This is a genomic window from Burkholderia sp. MSh2 (assembly GCF_000731655.1).
Lineage (GTDB): Bacteria > Pseudomonadota > Gammaproteobacteria > Burkholderiales > Burkholderiaceae > Burkholderia > Burkholderia paludis.
Genome location: NZ_JPGM01000013.1, coordinates 69,180 through 86,619, shown reverse-complemented (window position 1 = coordinate 86,619; position 17,440 = coordinate 69,180). Strand labels below are relative to the sequence as shown.

17 protein-coding genes are annotated in these 17,440 nt (G+C 68.8%); 10 read left to right on the top strand and 7 right to left on the bottom strand.

Going from position 1 to position 17,440, the window contains the following annotated elements; translation table 11 throughout:
- Positions 1-14: 14 nt before the first annotated feature.
- Positions 15-1,172 (top strand): pyridoxal phosphate-dependent aminotransferase, encoded by a 1,158-nt coding sequence (locus GQ57_RS10230; RefSeq protein ID WP_034197784.1) that lies wholly within the window; start codon positions 15-17, stop codon positions 1,170-1,172.
- Between the two features lie 49 nt (positions 1,173-1,221).
- Here GQ57_RS10230 and GQ57_RS10225 read toward each other — a convergent pair whose 3' ends face one another.
- Positions 1,222-2,145, bottom strand: a complete 924-nt coding sequence (locus tag GQ57_RS10225) for a LysR substrate-binding domain-containing protein (RefSeq protein WP_152603230.1) — start codon at positions 2,143-2,145, stop codon at positions 1,222-1,224.
- Between the two features lie 216 nt (positions 2,146-2,361).
- Between GQ57_RS10225 and GQ57_RS10220 the strand changes: the two genes are divergently transcribed.
- Complete coding sequence (locus tag GQ57_RS10220) at positions 2,362-2,823, top strand: RidA family protein (RefSeq protein WP_235212738.1); 462 nt, start codon at positions 2,362-2,364, stop codon at positions 2,821-2,823.
- 89 nt (positions 2,824-2,912) lie between these two features.
- Here GQ57_RS10220 and GQ57_RS10215 read toward each other — a convergent pair whose 3' ends face one another.
- Positions 2,913-4,481 carry an MFS transporter gene (locus tag GQ57_RS10215; protein WP_052001231.1) on the bottom strand — a complete coding sequence of 523 codons (1,569 nt, stop codon included), beginning with the start codon at positions 4,479-4,481 and terminating at the stop codon, positions 2,913-2,915.
- A 149-nt stretch (positions 4,482-4,630) separates the two neighbouring features.
- Between GQ57_RS10215 and GQ57_RS10210 the strand changes: the two genes are divergently transcribed.
- The 8 genes from GQ57_RS10210 to GQ57_RS10175 all read left to right on the top strand — a co-directional run bounded on the left by GQ57_RS10210 (position 4,631) and on the right by GQ57_RS10175 (position 11,797).
- A complete protein-coding gene (locus GQ57_RS10210; protein WP_034197835.1) occupies positions 4,631-5,551 on the top strand; it encodes a LysR family transcriptional regulator in 921 nt (306 codons plus the stop codon).
- 33 nt (positions 5,552-5,584) lie between these two features.
- Positions 5,585-6,061 carry an AAA family ATPase gene (locus tag GQ57_RS10205; protein WP_034197782.1) on the top strand — a complete coding sequence of 159 codons (477 nt, stop codon included), beginning with the start codon at positions 5,585-5,587 and terminating at the stop codon, positions 6,059-6,061.
- A gap of 293 nt (positions 6,062-6,354) precedes the next feature.
- Positions 6,355-7,494, top strand: coding sequence for an acyl-CoA dehydrogenase family protein (locus GQ57_RS10200; protein ID WP_034197781.1), 1,140 nt, complete (start codon positions 6,355-6,357; stop codon positions 7,492-7,494).
- Between the two features lie 49 nt (positions 7,495-7,543).
- Positions 7,544-8,446, top strand: a complete 903-nt coding sequence (locus tag GQ57_RS10195) for an HpcH/HpaI aldolase/citrate lyase family protein (protein ID WP_031400758.1) — start codon at positions 7,544-7,546, stop codon at positions 8,444-8,446.
- Positions 8,447-8,454: 8 nt separating this feature from the next.
- On the top strand, positions 8,455-9,108 hold the full coding sequence (locus GQ57_RS10190; protein ID WP_031400759.1) for a pyridoxine/pyridoxamine 5'-phosphate oxidase: 654 nt from the start codon (positions 8,455-8,457) through the stop codon (positions 9,106-9,108).
- Between the two features lie 47 nt (positions 9,109-9,155).
- Positions 9,156-10,337, top strand: a complete 1,182-nt coding sequence (gene metC, locus GQ57_RS10185) for a cystathionine beta-lyase (RefSeq protein WP_052001229.1) — start codon at positions 9,156-9,158, stop codon at positions 10,335-10,337.
- Positions 10,331-10,975, top strand: coding sequence for a glutathione S-transferase family protein (locus GQ57_RS10180; RefSeq protein WP_031400761.1), 645 nt, complete (start codon positions 10,331-10,333; stop codon positions 10,973-10,975). Before metC ends, GQ57_RS10180 begins: the two co-directional genes overlap by 7 nt.
- Positions 10,976-11,014: 39 nt before the next feature.
- Entirely contained in the window at positions 11,015-11,797 is a 783-nt protein-coding gene (locus GQ57_RS10175; protein ID WP_052001228.1) for a glutamine amidotransferase, read from the top strand.
- On the opposite strand, the gene GQ57_RS10170 is transcribed toward GQ57_RS10175, so the two are convergent.
- From GQ57_RS10170 to GQ57_RS10150, 5 genes are all read right to left on the bottom strand, one after another.
- Positions 11,720-12,454 (bottom strand): helix-turn-helix transcriptional regulator, encoded by a 735-nt coding sequence (locus tag GQ57_RS10170; protein ID WP_160257517.1) that lies wholly within the window; start codon positions 12,452-12,454, stop codon positions 11,720-11,722. The genes GQ57_RS10175 and GQ57_RS10170 overlap by 78 nt on opposite strands.
- Before the next feature lie 85 nt (positions 12,455-12,539).
- On the bottom strand, positions 12,540-12,971 hold the full coding sequence (locus tag GQ57_RS10165; protein ID WP_031400764.1) for a hypothetical protein: 432 nt from the start codon (positions 12,969-12,971) through the stop codon (positions 12,540-12,542).
- A 59-nt stretch (positions 12,972-13,030) separates the two neighbouring features.
- Positions 13,031-14,569, bottom strand: coding sequence for a DHA2 family efflux MFS transporter permease subunit (locus tag GQ57_RS10160; RefSeq protein WP_031400765.1), 1,539 nt, complete (start codon positions 14,567-14,569; stop codon positions 13,031-13,033).
- Entirely contained in the window at positions 14,566-15,951 is a 1,386-nt protein-coding gene (locus GQ57_RS10155) for an HlyD family efflux transporter periplasmic adaptor subunit (RefSeq protein WP_034197780.1), read from the bottom strand. The genes GQ57_RS10160 and GQ57_RS10155 overlap by 4 nt, the downstream gene beginning before the upstream one ends.
- A gap of 8 nt (positions 15,952-15,959) precedes the next feature.
- On the bottom strand, positions 15,960-17,408 hold the full coding sequence (locus tag GQ57_RS10150) for an efflux transporter outer membrane subunit (RefSeq protein WP_034197779.1): 1,449 nt from the start codon (positions 17,406-17,408) through the stop codon (positions 15,960-15,962).
- Positions 17,409-17,440 lie beyond the last annotated feature (32 nt).

Sequence of the window (17,440 nt, the reverse complement as noted above, 5' to 3'; positions counted from 1 at the left end):
CCTCGGAGGCTGACATGACAGTATCGAGATTGAGAAATATTCCTGGTATCGGGGTCGATCGCGTGGGCGACGCGGCGGACTTGCTGGGCGACCCGGACATTCTAAGGCTTGAAAATCTCGATACCGACCTGCGGCCGCCGGCAGTGGCGCTGGCGCGGACGCACGACGCGATAGAGGACGATTCCGCCAATAGCTACCTTCCATTTACGGGCCAGCGGCCGCTGCGGGAAGCGGCCGCCGCCCGCGTGGGACAGGCTGCGGGCGTCACTTATGACGCCGCAAGCGAGTGCATCGTGTCCGCTGGCGGGCTGGCGGGAATACTGAACGTGCTGCTGGCAATCGTCGAGCCCGGCGACGAGGTGGTGCTGACGGATCCGACTTACGCAGGCTTGATCAACCGCGTGCATCTGGCCGGCGGCATCCCGAAGTTCGGGCGCCTCGTCCCTGCGGCGGACGGCTGGCGCCTTGATCTCGACAGTCTCGCGGCGGCAATCGGGCCGCGGACGAAAGCCCTGTTGATCATGGCGCCGTCGATGCCGAGCGGTTACGTCCCGTCGCGGGACGAATGGTCGGCAATAACCGCACATTGCGTGGAGCGCGGCATATGGCTCGTCTATGACGCCGCCATGGAGCGCATCTTGTTCGACGGCCGACGCGTCGTACATCCGGCGAGTTTTCCCGGCATGCGAGCGCTGACGATCACGGTCGGCGCCGTTTCGAAGGAGTATCGGATGATCGGGTGGCGCGTCGGATGGATCGTCGGTCCGGCATCGATCATGAACGACGTGCGCCTCGTCAGTCTGTCGAACGTGGTCTGCCAGGTCGGGATTGCGATGGCGGGGGCGACGGCCGCACTGACCGCAACCGACGACGGCGTGGCTCAGGCCGTGGCGGAGTGGGAAGCGCGTCGCGACTTCCTGATGGATGCGCTTGCCGACCTGCCGGTGATCCGTCCTCACGGCGGCTGGTCGATGCTGCTCGACACCCGAAGGTTGGGCATCGAACCCGCCGATGCCTCGAAGCGACTGCTGGAGCACGGCAAAGTCGCTGCAACACCGATGAGCGGCTGGGGCCCCGGGGCGGATCGCTACCTGCGCTTCGTCTTCGCAAACGAGTCCGTTTCTCGCTTGACGGACATTCGCGAGCGCATTCGCCGTGCGTGGGGCACGTGACGCACCCTCACGGCCGGCAATCCGGCGCCGGCGCCACCACGAACGCAAGTCAGGCGCGGGCGCGCTGTCCCGGCACGGCGGACAGCGCCTTCAACATCTCTGCAAACAGGCTCGCCGCGCGGGTTCGGCCTGTTCTTTTTGGCCACAGCAGGCCCAGATCGCGCGACAGCTCGGGGCCCGTGATGCGCAGCAGGTCGACGTGTTCGGCGCGCGCCGCGGCGCTTTCGGGGACGATGGTTGCAAGCTGTCCTTGGGCCGCGACGGCGAGCAGCGACTCGGCCGTATCCATTTCCACCGCGACCTGCAGACGCGCGCCGACGTCGCTGAACGTCTGCTCGATCAGGACGCGCGTCGAGAACCGCGACGTCAGCAGCGCCAGCGGGATCGAATCAAGCGTCTTCCACTGGATCCGGCGTTTCTTCGCGAGAGGATGCTGCCGGCCGACCGCCAACACGAGTCGTTCCGTGAACAGATATTCGGATTCGACATCGTCCCGCGACGCTGGATGAAATGCGATGCCGAGATCGAGCGTGCCGAGGGCGAGGTTTTCCTCCAGCTCGGCGGCCAGGAGATCCCGAACCGCGATGCGCACTTTCGGGTAACGCCGATTGAAGGCGGCGATCGCGTCCGGCAGAAACGAAAGCGGAAACACCGGGATGGCGCCCAGCGTGAACGTCCCGGCCTCGAGTGCGTTGAGTTCCTGAACGGCTCGCCTGGCGTGCGTCGCTTCGTTGCAGGCACGCGCGGCATAGTCGCGAAACACGCGACCCGCCTGCGTGAGCCGGATGCTGCGCCCCACCCTGTCGAACAGCGCGGCGCCCAGTTCCTCCTCGAGCTGATGCAGCGCGTGCGACAGCGTCGATTGCGCGACGCACATCGTTTCGGCGGCCCGCGACAGATTGTTCAGTTCAGCGATGGCCAGAAAATAGCGAAGGTGCCGCAGTTCCATGGGTGCCTGCCAGGGTGTCTTCACGGGGCCGTCCGGACATGGCCGCGCACGCGTGCCAGTCGGTTGCGCCAGCGTAGCAACATCGATCGACCGTGTCGAACGGTTTCATCTAATTAATTCATTTTATGGATCGTCGACGGCCACTTATCATCCGGCCTGTTACCGGTCGTTGGCGCAGGTAGTACACGAACGAAGCGGCCGACGGCGCCTGACACCGTGCAATTCAATCCGGAGCCTGACATGAGCGATGCCATCCTGCGACACCCGACTCCCTTGTCGATCCAGGAATCCTGGGCGCGAGAATTCTCGCAGGCAATCGAAATTCCCGCCGGCGCGAAAACCATCACGTTGAGCGGTGTGGGCGCATTGCCATGCAACCGCGAAGCCGGGCCGCGTACGGTCGCGTATTTCGGCGACATGCAGACGCAGACGAGAAGCGTACTCGACCAGATTCGGCAGATCCTGGAATCCAGGGGGTACGCGCTTGGCGATGTCGTCGCGGTACAGGCGCTGTTCGTTGCGGATCCGGCGAATGACGGCATGCCCGACTTCGACGCTTTTTCCACGGTCTATCGCGACTATTTCGGGTCGCCGGCGCAACCGGCATTGCCCACTCGCACGCGTGCGCAGGTGGTGCGGCTGGTCGAGCCCGGCTGGCTGGTCGAAGTGACCGTGACCGCCGCAAGGGTCGTGAACGCGTGAAGTTTCCGGCGCAGGCCCGCGATGCCTGAAACGTGGCGCTCCGACGCAGCCTGTATCGCTGCATCGAAGTGCGATCTTGGCGCGGTATGTCAGTTCAATTCCCGTTCTTCTTCAGGATGCCATAACACATCCCTGGCGTTCGACGACGAACCGGCGGGGCCGAAGATCGCGAAACTGACGGCTGCCAGCACCCATGCGGCCAGGCTGCCGTAAAGCATGACCGAGCCGAAACCATGCACGAGCGCGGCGTGGGCGATGCGTCCGGACGGATCGAGCGTCGTTACCGCGGGAGCCCGCCGCGCAAGGTCGGCGAGATTGCCGGTGGCGATGATTCCCGCCAGCGCGCGTAGCCGGGATTCGTCGAGGACGTTCGACCAGATGCCGTTCAGATACGCCAGAATGCCTTGAGACAGGATCGATCCCATCAATGCGATATTGATCGCGAACGTGATCAGCCGGGCGCTCATGTCGATACCCGCTGCCATGCCCGCGCGGTCGGTCGAGATCGCGCCCGTGGCCGTATTCGTGACGGTCGTGTTGGTGAAGCCGAGCCCGCACCCTGCCACCAGGCAACCGGGAATCACGGTCAGCCAGCCGGCATTCGCCAGGCCGCTGCCGATCCTGATCAGGAAGAGGCCCAGGCCGATGGTGAACAGCCCGAACGGGATGATCACGCGCGGGTTGTAGCGCAGCATCAGGCGTTCGGCGAGCGGCGGCATGACCAGAGTGGGAAGCGTATAGGCCAGCAGGCAGGCGCCGGCGGCGACAGGCGTATAGCCGAGTGCGCCCTGAAAATAGATCGGCAGGTAGATGTTGAACGGCCAGAAGCTGACGTTCATCGCGACGGAGCCGACGAGCGCGCCGGAAAGCGGACGGATCCTGAAGACGGAAAAATCGAACATCGGCCGCGGATGCCTGGATTCGATGACGATGAACGCGGCGAGGCTGATCGTCGCGGCAAGCAGTACGCCGATGCCGCCGGCGAAGCCGGCAGACGAGCCTTGCGTGATGAAATAGGTCGCGCCGAGCACGGCGAACGCCAGCGTGAACAGCCCCGCGAGATCGAGCGTCGTTTCCTCGCGATTCCTCGACTCGTCCACGTGTTGGAAGACGAGCACGGCGGTCAGCGCGGCGAGCGGTACGTGTATCAGGAAGATCCATCGCCAGCTCGACAGCGCGACGATCAGGCCGCCGATGAGCGGCCCCAGGCCGAGGCCGATGCCGAACACCAGCCCCCAGACGGCAAACGCGCGGCTGCGCGCCCTTCCCGTCTGGAACTGATGCGACAGCACGGCAATCTGGGAAATGATCATCGCTCCGCCGCCCAGGCCCTGAAGGAACCGGCTGACGATCAGGAAGGACATGTCTTGCGCGAGGCCGCACATCAGGGACGTCACCGCAAACAACGCCAGACTCAGGATGAAGATGCGCTTGCGTCCGTAGCGATCCGCCAGCGTGCCCGTTACCATCAGGACGGTCGTGCAGGCGATGGTGTAAGCATTCATGACCCACTGCATGGACTTGAAGTCGCCGTGCAGGACGGTCTCCAGCGTGGAGAGGATGACGGGCACGCTGGATATTTCCAGGTGAAACATGACGCCGGCCAGACTGACGGCCGTCAATACGATGGCGCGTTTGCGGATATCGGAGAGGGACATGGCTCGCTCGTTTCGGAGGGAAGATGCTGAGCTGTCGGAACACAACTCAAGTTCGCCGGGCCATCCTACAAGCCGGGTCTGCGCGGATAAACGGGACACGACTCCATACAGAATGAACCGGCCGGTCCGGAATCCTTCATACGCCGATGATGAATAACCTGAACTGGGTGCAATCGTTCGTGCAGGTTGCCGATACCCGCAGCTTCGTCGCCGCCGCACGGCATCTGGGCATTTCTGCTTCCGCAGTCGGCAAGAACGTGGCCCGGCTGGAAGCGCACCTGCGCGTCAGGCTGTTTCACCGCAGTACGCGCAGCGTGGCGCTCACGCCCGAGGGCAGCGTCTTTCTGGAGCGGTGTCGCCGCATCCTCGACGAGCTGGATCTGGCGGAAGTCGAGCTTCAGCAGCGCGCCGACGCGCCGCGCGGCAGGTTGCGGGTCAGCCTGCCGCTGACCAGCGTGGTGACGCCGCTACTCCTGGCGGGATTTCATCGACGCTACCCGGAGATCGAACTGGAGGTGGATTACTCGGATCGGCTGGTCGACGTGATCGAAGATGGTTTCGATGTGGTCGTGCGGACGGGGCAGCCGCGGGATTCGCGCCTGATTGCACGCGTGCTGGGGTCGTGCCGCCGCGTCATCGTCGGGTCGCCGGATTATTTCGACCGGTACGGCGTGCCCGGGCATCCGCGCGATCTCGAACAGCATGCGGTGCTGCTGTATCGATACCCGAGCACCGGGAAAATCCAGCCGTGGCCGTTCGCGGACGGCACGTCGATGGACGCGCTCAAGCTGAGCGCGGCCGCCGTCTCGAACATGAGCCCGTCGCTACTCGCGATGGCGTGCGCCGGCGCCGGCATCGCATGCCTGCTCGACCACGAGGTCGACGGCCCGCTCCGTGACGGATCCTTGCGTTCCGTCCTGGACGGGGACGCGCCCCCTTCCGTGACCTACCGGATTCTCTGGCCGCCGAGCCGGCAACACTCGCCGAAGGTGCGAGCGTTCGTCGACTGCATGACGGAAGCGGTCGCGTTTCATTCGCGTTCGCCCGCGTTTGCGCCGAACGCTCTATAGTTCCAGCCGACGCATCTTCCGGCTCAGGTTGGCATGACGGACATACACATCATCAATCCGGACACGTTTCTCGAGACGCCCGCCGGGCGGGTATGGACGCCGGAACGAAGCAAGGCGGCATGGTCGAGCAGCTTCACGGCGCTCGAAGCAGCATTGGCCGGTCACGGGGACGCGCCCGCGCGGCTGCTCGTCGTGTGCGGCGTGCAAGGCGCGGGGAAATCGTACTGGATCGACAGGCACGCGCACGCGCATGCGCCGTGCATCTGCTTCGATGCCGCGTTGCCCGGGGCACGACACCGCAAGCCGATCATGGATATCGCCCGTCGATACGGCGCGCAAGTGCATGCGATCTGGATCGACGCTCCACTGCACGTCGCAAAGGCGCGCAATGCCCGGCGCCCCGAGGACCAGCGCGTTCCCGATGCGAGTATCGACAGCGTCGCTTCGCTTTTCGAGCCGCCGACGCTCGAGGAAGGCTTTGCATCCGTTACCCGGGTCGAGGGCGACTGACACCTGCACGCCGCGGGTTCGGTACGACGGTGCCCGCAAATCGATCCCGCGAATCGGCCCGGTGAATCGCCGGACTTTCCCGGCGCGCGGGCGCTGAACGCTCCGGTCGATCAGCAACGGGCGCCCGCGCATTGCAATGCCTGCCACCGGACGCCCCCGCCCCGGTCCGCCGCCCCACCCTGCGCGGCAACTACCACTACTGCCAGTACCTGCGCCATCCACGTCCCCTTAACCTTGTCGGCATCGCGGGCGCGCCGTCGGAGGCCGCGCCGCTTCGACCGGAGACAGGACAGATGCCATTTGACTGGACGCAGGAACAGCATGCGACGCTCGTGCGTTTTCGCGACATCGGCGCGGAGATCGCCGCCGCGGAGCGGGACGGCCGCGCGCCGGCCGCCTTCGATGAAGCCGGCTGGAAACGCCTCGGGCAGGAAGGACTGTGGGACATGATCGTGCCGGAGACGTACGGCGGCGACGGTCACGGCTGGTGGCATTTTTCCGCGGCGCTCGAGGGGCTCGCCTCGTCGATCCGCCGTCCGGCGCTGCTGCTGTCGGTGATCGCGCAGGCCGGCATGGTGCGCGCGCTCGAACGGTACGGCACCGCGACCCAGCAGGACCGCTATTTCGGCGCGATCCTGCGCGGCGAACTGAGCGCGACGGCGATCGCCGAACCGGGCACCGGCACCGACGTGCGCAGCATCGCGACGAAACTGGTCGAGCATGGCGACGGCTATCGGCTGACCGGCAGCAAATTCAATATCGCGCACGCGCCGCTCGCGCGCTTCATCCTCGTCGTCACGCGCATCGAAACGCCGGGCCGGCGCAATACGGCGCTCGTGATCGTCGACCGCGACCAGCCGGGCATGACGGTTGCCGCGCCCGACCGCAAGCTCGGCCTCGACGACCTGCCCACCGGCGCGCTGCACTTCGACGACTGCCCGATCACGCGCGGCCAGCTGCTCGGCGAGCCGGGCGCGGGGCTCGGCAACCTGATCGACATCATCTCGCTCGGCCGCCTCTACTACGGCCTCGTCGCCGCGCAGGTCACGGCGCCGTATCTGCGCGATGCGATCGGCTATTGCCGCGAGCGGCGCAGCTTCGACAGCACGATCGACGAGCACCAGTACGTGCAGCGCCGTCTCGTCGACCTGCAGATCGGCATCGAGCGCGGCACGTGGCTCGCGCGCGGCGCGCTCGCGCAGTTGCTGACGGATCACCCGCAGGCGCTGATGACCTGCTCGATCGCGAAGCTGGTCGGCGCGCAGGATCTCGTCGACGGCGCGCTCGGCCTCGTGCGGCTGTACGGCAGCCTCGGCTACCAGGCCGGGCCGGTGGCCGCGTTCGCGTCGGATGCGCTGGGCTTCATGAGCGTCGGCGGAACCGAGGAAATGCACCGCAAGAACATCTTCAACCAGATGATGCGCGCCGGCTGAGCGCCCGCGCCATCGATCCGCCTATCACGCGCACTACAGGAAACCTCACATGGCAACGACCCACCGACGTCCTTCCCGCCTGCGCCGCTCCTGGCTGTTTCTCGCCGGCGCCGATCACGATGCGCTCGTCGCCGGCGCCGCGAGCGGCGCGGACGTATTGATCCAGGAACTCGAAACCTTTACGCCGCCCGACCGGCGGCCGGCCGCGCGCGAGCTGAGCGAGCGGGTGCTCGCGGGCTGGCGCGAAGCCGGCATCCTCGCGTCGGTGCGCGTGAATCCGCTCGACACGGGCGGCATCGACGACCTGCGCGCCGCGATGCGCGGCCGGCCGGACATCGTGATGATGTCGTATGTCGCGACGCCCGAGCAGGTCGTCGCACTCGACGAAGCCGTCACGCGGTTCGAGCGCGAATACGACATTACGCCCGGCTCGACCGAACTGGTGCCGAACATCGAGACGACGCTCGGTCTCGTGAACACGATGGCGATCGCGCGCTCGAGCCCGCGCGTGTCGGCCGTGCTCGTCGCGACCGAGGACATGGTGGCGGACATGTGCGCCGAGCGCACCCGCGCCGGCCGCGAACTCGACTACGTGCGCTCGCGCTTTCGCGTCGAGTGCGCGGCGGTCGGCGTCACGGCGATCGACTGCCCGTACAGCTATGCCGACAACGAAGGCGCGGAACTCGACATGCGCGTGTCGCGCGGCCTCGGATATCAGGCCAAGGCGATCGTCAACGGGCAGTTCGTGCCGGTCGTCAATCGCGTGCTGACGCCGACGGCCGACGAGGTCGCCCTCGCCCGCCGCGTGATCGACGCGTTCGACACCGCGCGGCGCGAATCCGGCGGCCGCCGCGTTGCCGCGGCCGTCGTCGACGGTTTCCTCGCGGAAGTCCCCGACTATCTCGCCGCGCATCGGCTGATCGCCCGCGCGACGCAATTCGGCATTGCCTGAGTGACGCCATGGATACGATCGCAACGCGCCTGAAGGCGCTGAAAACCCTCGCCCACGCGGCGCCGCACGTGCCCGCGCAGGACTGGCCCGCAACGCCGCAGGCGCAGTTCGAGCGCTGGCTCGACGAGGCCGTCACCGCGGGCGCCGTCGAACCGCAGGTGATGACGCTGTCGACGGTGCGCCCGGACGGGCGGCCCGACGCACGCTCCGTGGTGCTGCTGAACGTCGACGCGCGCGGCTGGCATTTCGCGGCGAGCACGCGCAGCCCGAAGGGGCGTCAGCTCGAACACCTGCCGTTCGCCGCGCTCACGTTCTACTGGCCGGCGATCGCAAGCCAGGTGCGCCTGAGCGGCCCGGTCGAGCGGCTGCCGGACGCCGAGGGCCGCGCCGATTTCGCGGGCCGCCCCGAGCGGTCGCGCGCGAGCATCCTCGCCGGACGCCAAAGCGAGCGGCTCGACGATCCCGCCGACCTGACGCGCGCGATCGACGCGCAGCTCGAGCGGCTGGCCGCCGATCCGGGGCTCGTGTCGGACGACTGGCACCTGTACACGCTGGCCCCGGACGAAGCCGAATTCTGGCGCGCGGACAGCGCACGCCGCTTCGCGCGGCAGGCGTACCGCCGGGCCGGCCAGCGCTGGGAACGGTGCGCGCTATGGCCTTGAAGTCCGCCGAACATCCGCCGCGGCCGGGCGGTCACCGGCCTGACCGGATGCACGACGACACACGGCTCATGCACGCGGGCCGCGACAGCGCGGCCTGGCACGGCTTCGTCAATCCGCCCGTCTACCATGCGTCGACCGTGCTGAGCCCGACGGTGTCCGATCTGCTGAACCGCACGCAGCCGTATATCTACGGCCGCCGCGGCACGCCGACGTCCGAGGCGCTCGAGCGCGCGGTGACGAGCCTCGAGGGCGGCGCCGGCGCGGTGCTGTGTCCGTCGGGCCTGTCCGCGTGCACGCTCGCGCTGCTGTCCTGCCTGAAACCTGGCGATCACCTGCTGATGACCGCCTCGGTCTACGGCCCGGTGCGCCACGCATGCGAAGGCGTGCTTGCACGGCTCGGCGTCGAGACGACCTGGTACGACGGCAGCACGCCCGTCGCCGCAGCGTTCCGTCCCAACACGCGTGCGCTGTACGTCGAAGTGCCCGGCTCCTACACGTTCGACATGCACGACATTCCGGCGCTGGTCCGGCTCGCGCAGGCGCACGGCGCGCTGGTCATCGCGGACAACAGCTGGGCCACGCCCCTCTTCTTCCGGCCGCATGCGTTCGGCATCGACCTGTCGATCCAGGCCGGCACCAAGTACCTGGTCGGGCATTCCGACGCGATGCTCGGCACGGTATCGGCCAGCGAACGCGCGTGGCCCGCGTTGAAGCAGCTGCACGGCGATCTCGGCCTGTGCGCGGGCCCCGACGACGTATTCCTCGCGCTGCGCGGGCTGCGCACGCTCGGCGTGCGGCTGCGCCAGCATCAGCGCAATGCGCTCGCGGTCGCGGCCTGGCTCGCGACGCGCGCGGAAGTGCAGCGCGTGCTGTATCCCGCGCTCCCCGGCGACGACGGGCATGCGCTGTGGCGCCGCGATTTCGGTGGCGCGTCCGGGCTGTTCTCGGTCGTGCTGCGCCCTGCGCCGCAGCAGGCGGTCGAAGCGTTTCTGGACCACCTGGCGCTGTTCGGGCTCGGCTATTCGTGGGGCGGCTACGAAAGCCTCGCGCTGCCGTTCGAGCTGGACGCGCACGGCCTCGCGGCGCGCTGGCCGGCCGGCAGCCGCGGCGTGCGCCTGCACATCGGGCTCGAGGATCCGGACGACCTGATCGCCGATCTCGCCGCGGGCCTCGACCGCTATGCGGCGTACGCGCCTGCCGCCGCCTGCGAGGACGCCGCGCGATGCTGACCGTCTGGGGGCGCCGCACGTCGTTCAACGTGCAGAAAGTGCTATGGCTCATCGGAGAGCTGGGCGTGCCGTACCGCCATATCCCGGCGGGCGGGGAGCACGGCTCGCTGCAGACGCCCGCGTTCACGGCGCTGAATCCGACCTGCCGGATTCCGGTGATCGACTGGGACGGCGACGTGGTCTGGGAGTCGCACACGATCCTGCGCTATCTCGCCGCGCGCGTGCCGAACAGCCCGTTCTGGTGCCGCGACGCGTTCGCCCGTTCGCGCGCGGAGCGCTGGATGGACTGGTCGCAGACGGCGCTCGAGCCCGACGTGATGACCGGGCTGTTCTGGGCGCTGGTGCGAACGCCGCCCGAGCGGCGCGACGATGCGCTCGTGCGCGACAAGGCCGCGCGCAGCGCCATGCAATACCAGCTGCTCGACCGGCTGCTGTCGACGCAGCCTTTTCTCGGCGGGGCGACGCCGGGCCTGGCCGACATTCCGGCCGGCGCGACGCTGTTCCGTTATTTCTCGCTCGACGTCGAGCGGCCGCCGCTGCCGCACGTCGAAGCCTGGTACGCTCGCCTGTGCCGACGGCCCGCCTATCGCGAACAGGTGATGGTGTCGTTCGACGCGCTGCGCGGCCAGCCGGGCTGACTTCCTGCCAGATGACCTTCACGACACTCACGACACGACATGACGCCCCTCGCACTTCGTCCGATCCTGATCGTCCTGCATCGCGAGCAGTCGAGCCCCGGCCGGATCGGGCGCCTGCTCGCCGAGCGCGGCCATCCGCTCGATATTCGCCGCCCGCCGCTCGGCGATCCGCTGCCGGCGACGCTGGCCGGCCATGCCGGCGCCGTGGTGTTCGGCGGCCCGATGAGCGCCAATGACGGCGATCGCTGGATTCGCGACGAGATCGACTGGATCGGCGTGCCGCTGCGCGAGGCGGCGCCCTTTCTCGGCGTGTGCCTGGGCGCGCAGATGATGATCCGCCACCTGGGCGGCCGCGTGAGCGCGCACCGGGACGGGCGCGCGGAAATCGGCTACTGGCCGATCGCCGCGACGCCCGCCGGCAGGCGGGTCGGGTCCTGGCCGTCGCACGTCTACCAGTGGCATCGCGAGGGCTTCGAGCGCGTGGACGGGCTCGAGCTCCTCGCGACCGGCGAGCACTTCGAGAACCAGGCCGTCCGCTACGGGCCGCGCGCGTACGGCGTCCAGTTCCATCCGGAAGTGAGCTTTCCGATGATGCGGCGCTGGAGCACGGCCGCCGCGCACAAGCTGGCGGCGCCCGGCGCGCAGGATCTCGCGACGCAGGCTCGCGAAGGCTGGCGGCACGACCGTGCGACCGCGGCGTGGCTCAGCGCGTTTCTCGACCGCTGGCTCGCGGATGCACCCGCATCAGGTGGGCACCGTCACGTCGGAGATGCTGATCAGCCCCCACTCGACCGCACGCAGCACGGCTTCATGCCGACGTGACACGTTGAACTTGCGGCGGATGTTCATGAAGTGGAAATTGATGCACGACTCGGTCACGTTCAGGATGTGGCCGATTTCCCACGACGTCTTGCCGGCCGCGTGCCAGCGCAGGCATTCGACTTCGCGCCGGCTCAGACGCGGCACGCTGTCGGGCGGTGCGTGGCAGCGCGAGCCGGCGATCGCTTCGCACGCGACGTCGCGCAGCAACGTCAGTTTCGCGAGATGACGGTCGCAGCGCTCGCGCGTGTCGGCGAGGTCGTCCGCGCTCGCGCACAACAGCATGCCGACCTCCCCCTTCGCGCCGCGCACCGGCAGCACGACGCCGCTGCGCATGCCGTACGCGGCGGCCGCCTCGTAACACTGCCGTTGCCCGGGCAGCACGAACAGCGCGTCGTCCCAGACGAGCGGCAGCGCGGAACGGAAGCAATGCCGCAGCATCGGATCGATGCGGTCGAACTCACGCTGCCGGTACAGCGCCGTCCAGCCGGGCACGCCGCTGCTCCACTTGCGCGCGAGGTCGAACGACGCGCCGGTAAACGGCAGCACGATCAGCACCACCTTGTCGAATCCCATTCCGGCGGCCGCGTCGGTCATCCGCTGCCATGACGCGTCCGTATCGCCGGGTACCAACCATTTCAGACAATCCAGTCCATTCATACAAGCCACCCCGTTCATTAGTTGGAATCTGCATTCAGGCGGACTTGCGCAACCGGTTGGAGGCGTTGCGCGTGAACGGGCCGCGCTAGACCGCCTCTAGCAGACGTCGCCGGCCCGCCTGCTTCGCGTCGTCGAGCGACGCCGTCACGTCGAACGGAATGCCGAACGCCTTCTCGATGCCTGACGCGTTCGCGACGGCCGCTTCACGCTCGGCCGGATCCGGTTCGATCGAGACGAGCGCGCGGCAGACCGTGGCGAGCGCGGCCCGGTTCTGCTTGAGCCACATGCCGCGCTCCTTGCGGTCGTCGTGCGTCTCGTCCGGGCGGGCCGGCGGAAAGATCATGACAAACGGCTCGCCGTGCTGCATCAGCGTGTGCATGTCGTCGAGCCAGCGCTGCGCGTAGCCGGCGGACGCGATCGCGTCGTTGCGCACGACGACGAGCGGAAATTCCGTGACGTCGAACACGGCGAGCGTCGCCAGTCCGGACGGCGTATCGCCTGTGTGGTGGGTAGGCATCGGGTCAATCTCCATCGAATTGAACAGCATGGGTCGGAACGGGCCGCGCAGCGCCCGCTTCATCGTTTCGCGGCCGCACCCGGACCGAACGGCGGACGGGCGAGCCACACCACCGCGATCACGACCAGATACACGCAGCCGAGCGCGAACGAAACGTCGTTGAACGAGATCTGGTAAGCCTGTGCGTCGACCAGGTTGCTCAGCAGCGTCGCCGCGCGCTGCGGATCGCCGCCGCCGAGCCGCGCGACTTCGGCGCGCACGGCCGGATCGAACGCGCTCACGTGTTCGCTGAGCTGCGCGTGGTGCAGGATCGCGCGCCGGTCCCACAGGAACGACGTGATCGACACCGCGAAGCTCGCGCCGAGCGTGCGCAGGAACGTCGACAGGCCGGAGCCGGCGGCGATCTCGTCCGGCTTCAGGTCGGACAGCAGGATGCTGTTGATCGGCATGATGAACAGCGCGAGACCGAGGCCCTGCAGCAACTGGATCAGCGCGATGTGCGTGAAGTCGATGTCGGGCACGAAGCCCGCGCGCAGGAACGACGACACGCCGAGGATCGCGAACGCGCAGCACACCAGCACGCGCATGTTGAAGCGCGGCGCGTACTTGCCCATGAACGGCGTCATCAGCACGGGGATCACGCCCATCGGCGCAACCGCGAGCCCGGCCCAGAACGCCGTGTAGCCGAGCGTGCGCTGCAGCCATTGCGGCACGATCACGTTGACCGCGAAGAACGCCGAGTACGCGAGCACGAGCGTCAGCGTGCCGGCCGCGAAGTTGCGATGCGCGAACAGCCTCAGGTTGACGATCGGATTCGGCTCGTTGAGCTCCCAGATCAGGAACAGCGCGATGCCGAACGCGGCGACCACCGACATCACCACGATGAACGTGGAGTTGAACCAGTCGGCCTCGTTGCCTTTGTCGAGCACGATCTGCAGCGCGCCGACGCCGACGATGAGCGCGGCGAGGCCGACATAGTCGACGCGCGCGGCAACGGTGGTCTCGACCCGCGCGCGCATTTGCGCGAACACGCACATCGCGGCGAACACGCCGATCGGCAGGTTGATCAGGAACGCCCAGCGCCACGAGTAATGCTCGGTGACCCAGCCGCCGAACACGGGCCCCGCGATCGGCGCGACCACGGTGACCATCGCGATCATCGACAACGCGAAGCCGCGCCGCTGCGGCGGGTAGATCGACAGCATCAGCGCCTGCGTGGTCGGGATCATCGGCCCGGCCACCAGGCCCTGCAGCGCACGGAACGCGATGAGTTGCGGCAGGTTCTGCGCGAGGCCGCACAGCAGCGACGCGAACGTGAACGCGAGCGTCGCCCACACGAACAGCCGCACCTGCCCGACGCGCTTGACGAGAAACCCGGTCAGCGGCAACGCGATCGCGTTGCTGACCGAGAACGTGGTGACGACCCATGCGCTCTGCGTCGTGCTCACGCCGAAGTTGCCGGCGATGGTCGGCAGCGACACGTTCGCGACGGTGCCGTCGAGCACCTGCATGAAGACCGCGAGCGCGAGGCCGAAGGTCGTCAGCGCGACGCTCGACGGACGAAAGCCGCTGTCGGCGGCCGCCATCGGGCCGCTCATCGGACGGTCTCCGTGCGTGCCGTCGCCGGCAGGTTCGCGTGGATGACGTCGGCGATCAGGCTGTCGGCGCGTGCGAGCACGTCGCGATACACGTCGGTGCGGAACAGCGGCGCGCGCTGCTCGCGGTACGACAGCATCGCGCCGCTGCGGTCGTGCTGGTCGACCCGCGCGTGCATCGACAGGCCGATGCGCAACGGATGCGCGTCGAGCTGGGCCGGATCGGTCAGCTCGATGCGGACCGGCAGCCGCTGCACGATCTTGATCCAGTTGCCGGTGGCGTTCTGCGCGGGCAGCAGCGAGAACGCGCTGCCGGTGCCCACGCCGAGGCTCTGCACGCGGCCGGTGTAGCGCACGCCGTCGCCGTACAGGTCGGCGCTCAGTTCGACCGGTTGTCCGATGCGCATGTTCTCGAGCTGCTTCTCGGTGAAGTTCGCGTCGACCCACAGCTCGCGCAGCGGCACGACCGCGAGCAGCGGCACGCCGGGCGATACGCGTTGGCCGACCTGCACCGTGCGCTTCGCGACGTAGCCGGTGACGGGCGCGACGATGTCGGTGCGCGCCCGCGCGAGGTACGCGGCGCGCAGGCGCTCGGCCGCGGCCTGCACGTCCGGGTGCGAGGCGACCGCGGTGTCGTCGACGAGCGCCTTGCTGGTCTGATGCTGCTCGCTCAAGGTCGCGAGCGCGCTTTGCGCGGATGCATACGCGCTTTGCGCGGACGTCAGCGTATCGCGGGCATGGGCGAGCTCCTCGCGCGAGATCGCGCCGGAGCGGCCGAGATCCTCGCGGCGCTGGTAGTCGGCCCTGGCCTTGTCGAGCGCGGTGCGCCGCGCGTCGAGGTCGGCGCGCGCGCCATCGATGCTGCTCGCGAGTCCGCGTTCGTTGCTGTACAGGCCGCGCACCTTGCGGACCGTCGCCGCGAGATCGGCCTGGGCGGTCGTGAGCGCGATCTGCGCGTCGCTCGGGTCGAGACGCACGAGCGGCGTGCCGGCGCGCACGAGGTTGCCGTCGTCCGCGTCGATCGACACGACGGTGCCGGTCACCTGCGGCGTCAGCTCGACGACGTTGCCTTGCGCATACGCGTTGTCGGTGGATTCGTACCAGCGTCCGACGCTCACGTACCAGACGCCCCAGCCGACGATGCCGAGCGCGAACGCGCCGACGAGCGCGCGCACGAGGTGCTTGCGTCGCGCCGGAGGCGCCGGGGGCGGCGGTGTCGCGGGCGCGGCGCCGCCAGGCGCCGCCTGCGCGCGGGCGTCGGGGCCGCCCGGGCTGCCCGGTGCGCGCGGCGCGCCGGTGTGGTCGGCCGCCGGCTGCTGGCGGGTGCTGGCGGAATCGGCGGCTGCCGGCCGCGCGGGAGTCTGCAGGGAGTTGTCGCTGCTCATGATCGATGTCAAGGACGTTGGGAAGGAGTGGCGGCGAGCGCGACGTCGTCCGGCTCGGCGTGGAAGCCGCCGCCGAGCGCGGCGACGAGCTGCAGCGACTGGTCCGCGCGCTGCGCACGCAGCGCGGCGACCTCGCGGCTCGCGACCAGCAGTTGCTGACGTACGACGAGCGCGTCGAGATAGCTGCCGACGCCGGCCCGGTAGCGTTCGTCGGCGAGCCGCCATGCATCGGTGGCGGAATCGAACGCGCGCTGCTGCGCGTCGGTCTGCACGGCGAGCGAATGCAGCCGGTGCAGATCGTCGGCGACCTCGCCGATCGCACCGATCAGCGTCTTGTTGTAGCCGGCGACGGCGAGGTCGTATTGCGCGTCACGTTTGCGCAGCACGCCGCGCCGTTCGCCGCCGTCGAAGATCGGCAGGCTAACGGCCGGGCTGACGTTGTAGGTGCGCGAGGCGGCCTGGAACAAGGAGGCGCCGCCGCGCGTCGCGAGCCCGATCAACGCGGTGAGGCTCACGTTGGGCAGGAAATCCGCGCGGGCGGCCTCGACCTTGTGGCTGGCGGCCTCGACCCGCCAGCGCGCGGCGACGATATCGGCGCGCCGGCCGAGCAGCGCGGCCGGCAGGTCGGCCGGCACCGCGAGCGCGGCGACCGGCAGCGGCGCGGGACGCACGAGCGCAAGGCCGCGATCGGGGCCCGCGCCGAGCAGGATCGCGAGCGCGATGCGCGCGCTGTCGATCGTCTGCGCCGTGCGCGCCTGTTCGCGCGTCGCGGCCGCGACCTCGCTTTCGGCCTGGCGCTGTTGCGCGACGTTGTCGATGCCCCTGGTGACGCGCTGGCGCGTCAGCGTCAACGCCTCGTCGGCGCGGTCGTATTCGGCGCGCGCGACGTCCTGCTGGTCGAATGCATAGGCGAGATTCACGTAGGCGCGCGCGACGTTGACGGACAGCAGCACGCGCGCGGCCTGCAGGTCGATCCGCGCGGCGCGCGCCTCGCCGAGCGCGGCTTCCCACGTGGCCCGGCGGCCGCCCCACAGATCGATGTCCCAGCTGAGGCCGAGATTGACCTGGCGCGTGTGGCTGAAGAAGCCGCCGCCCTCGTCCGTCGAGAACTGCGTGCCGGACAGCCGTTCGGCCTTCGCGCTCGCGTTGCCGTCGACGTGCGGCAAACGGGCCGCCTGCGCTTCGATCACCAGCGCCTGCGCTTCACGTGCGCGCGCATCGGCGGTCGCGAGATCGGGATTGCCGGCGAGCGCTTCGTCGATCAGCGCGCTCAGTTGCGCATCGTTCAGCGTGCGCCACCAGTCGGCGGCCGGCCAGTCGGCAGCCTGCACGTGTGCGAGGCTGCGCGACGCGGCGAGCGTATCGGGGCCGCGCAGCGTGCCGGCCGGCGTGAGCCCGTCGCGGCTCGCGCACGCGCCGAGCACGACGAGCGCCGCGGCGGCGGCGATTCGCGACATGACGCGAATCGCGCCGGCATCGCGTGTCCAGG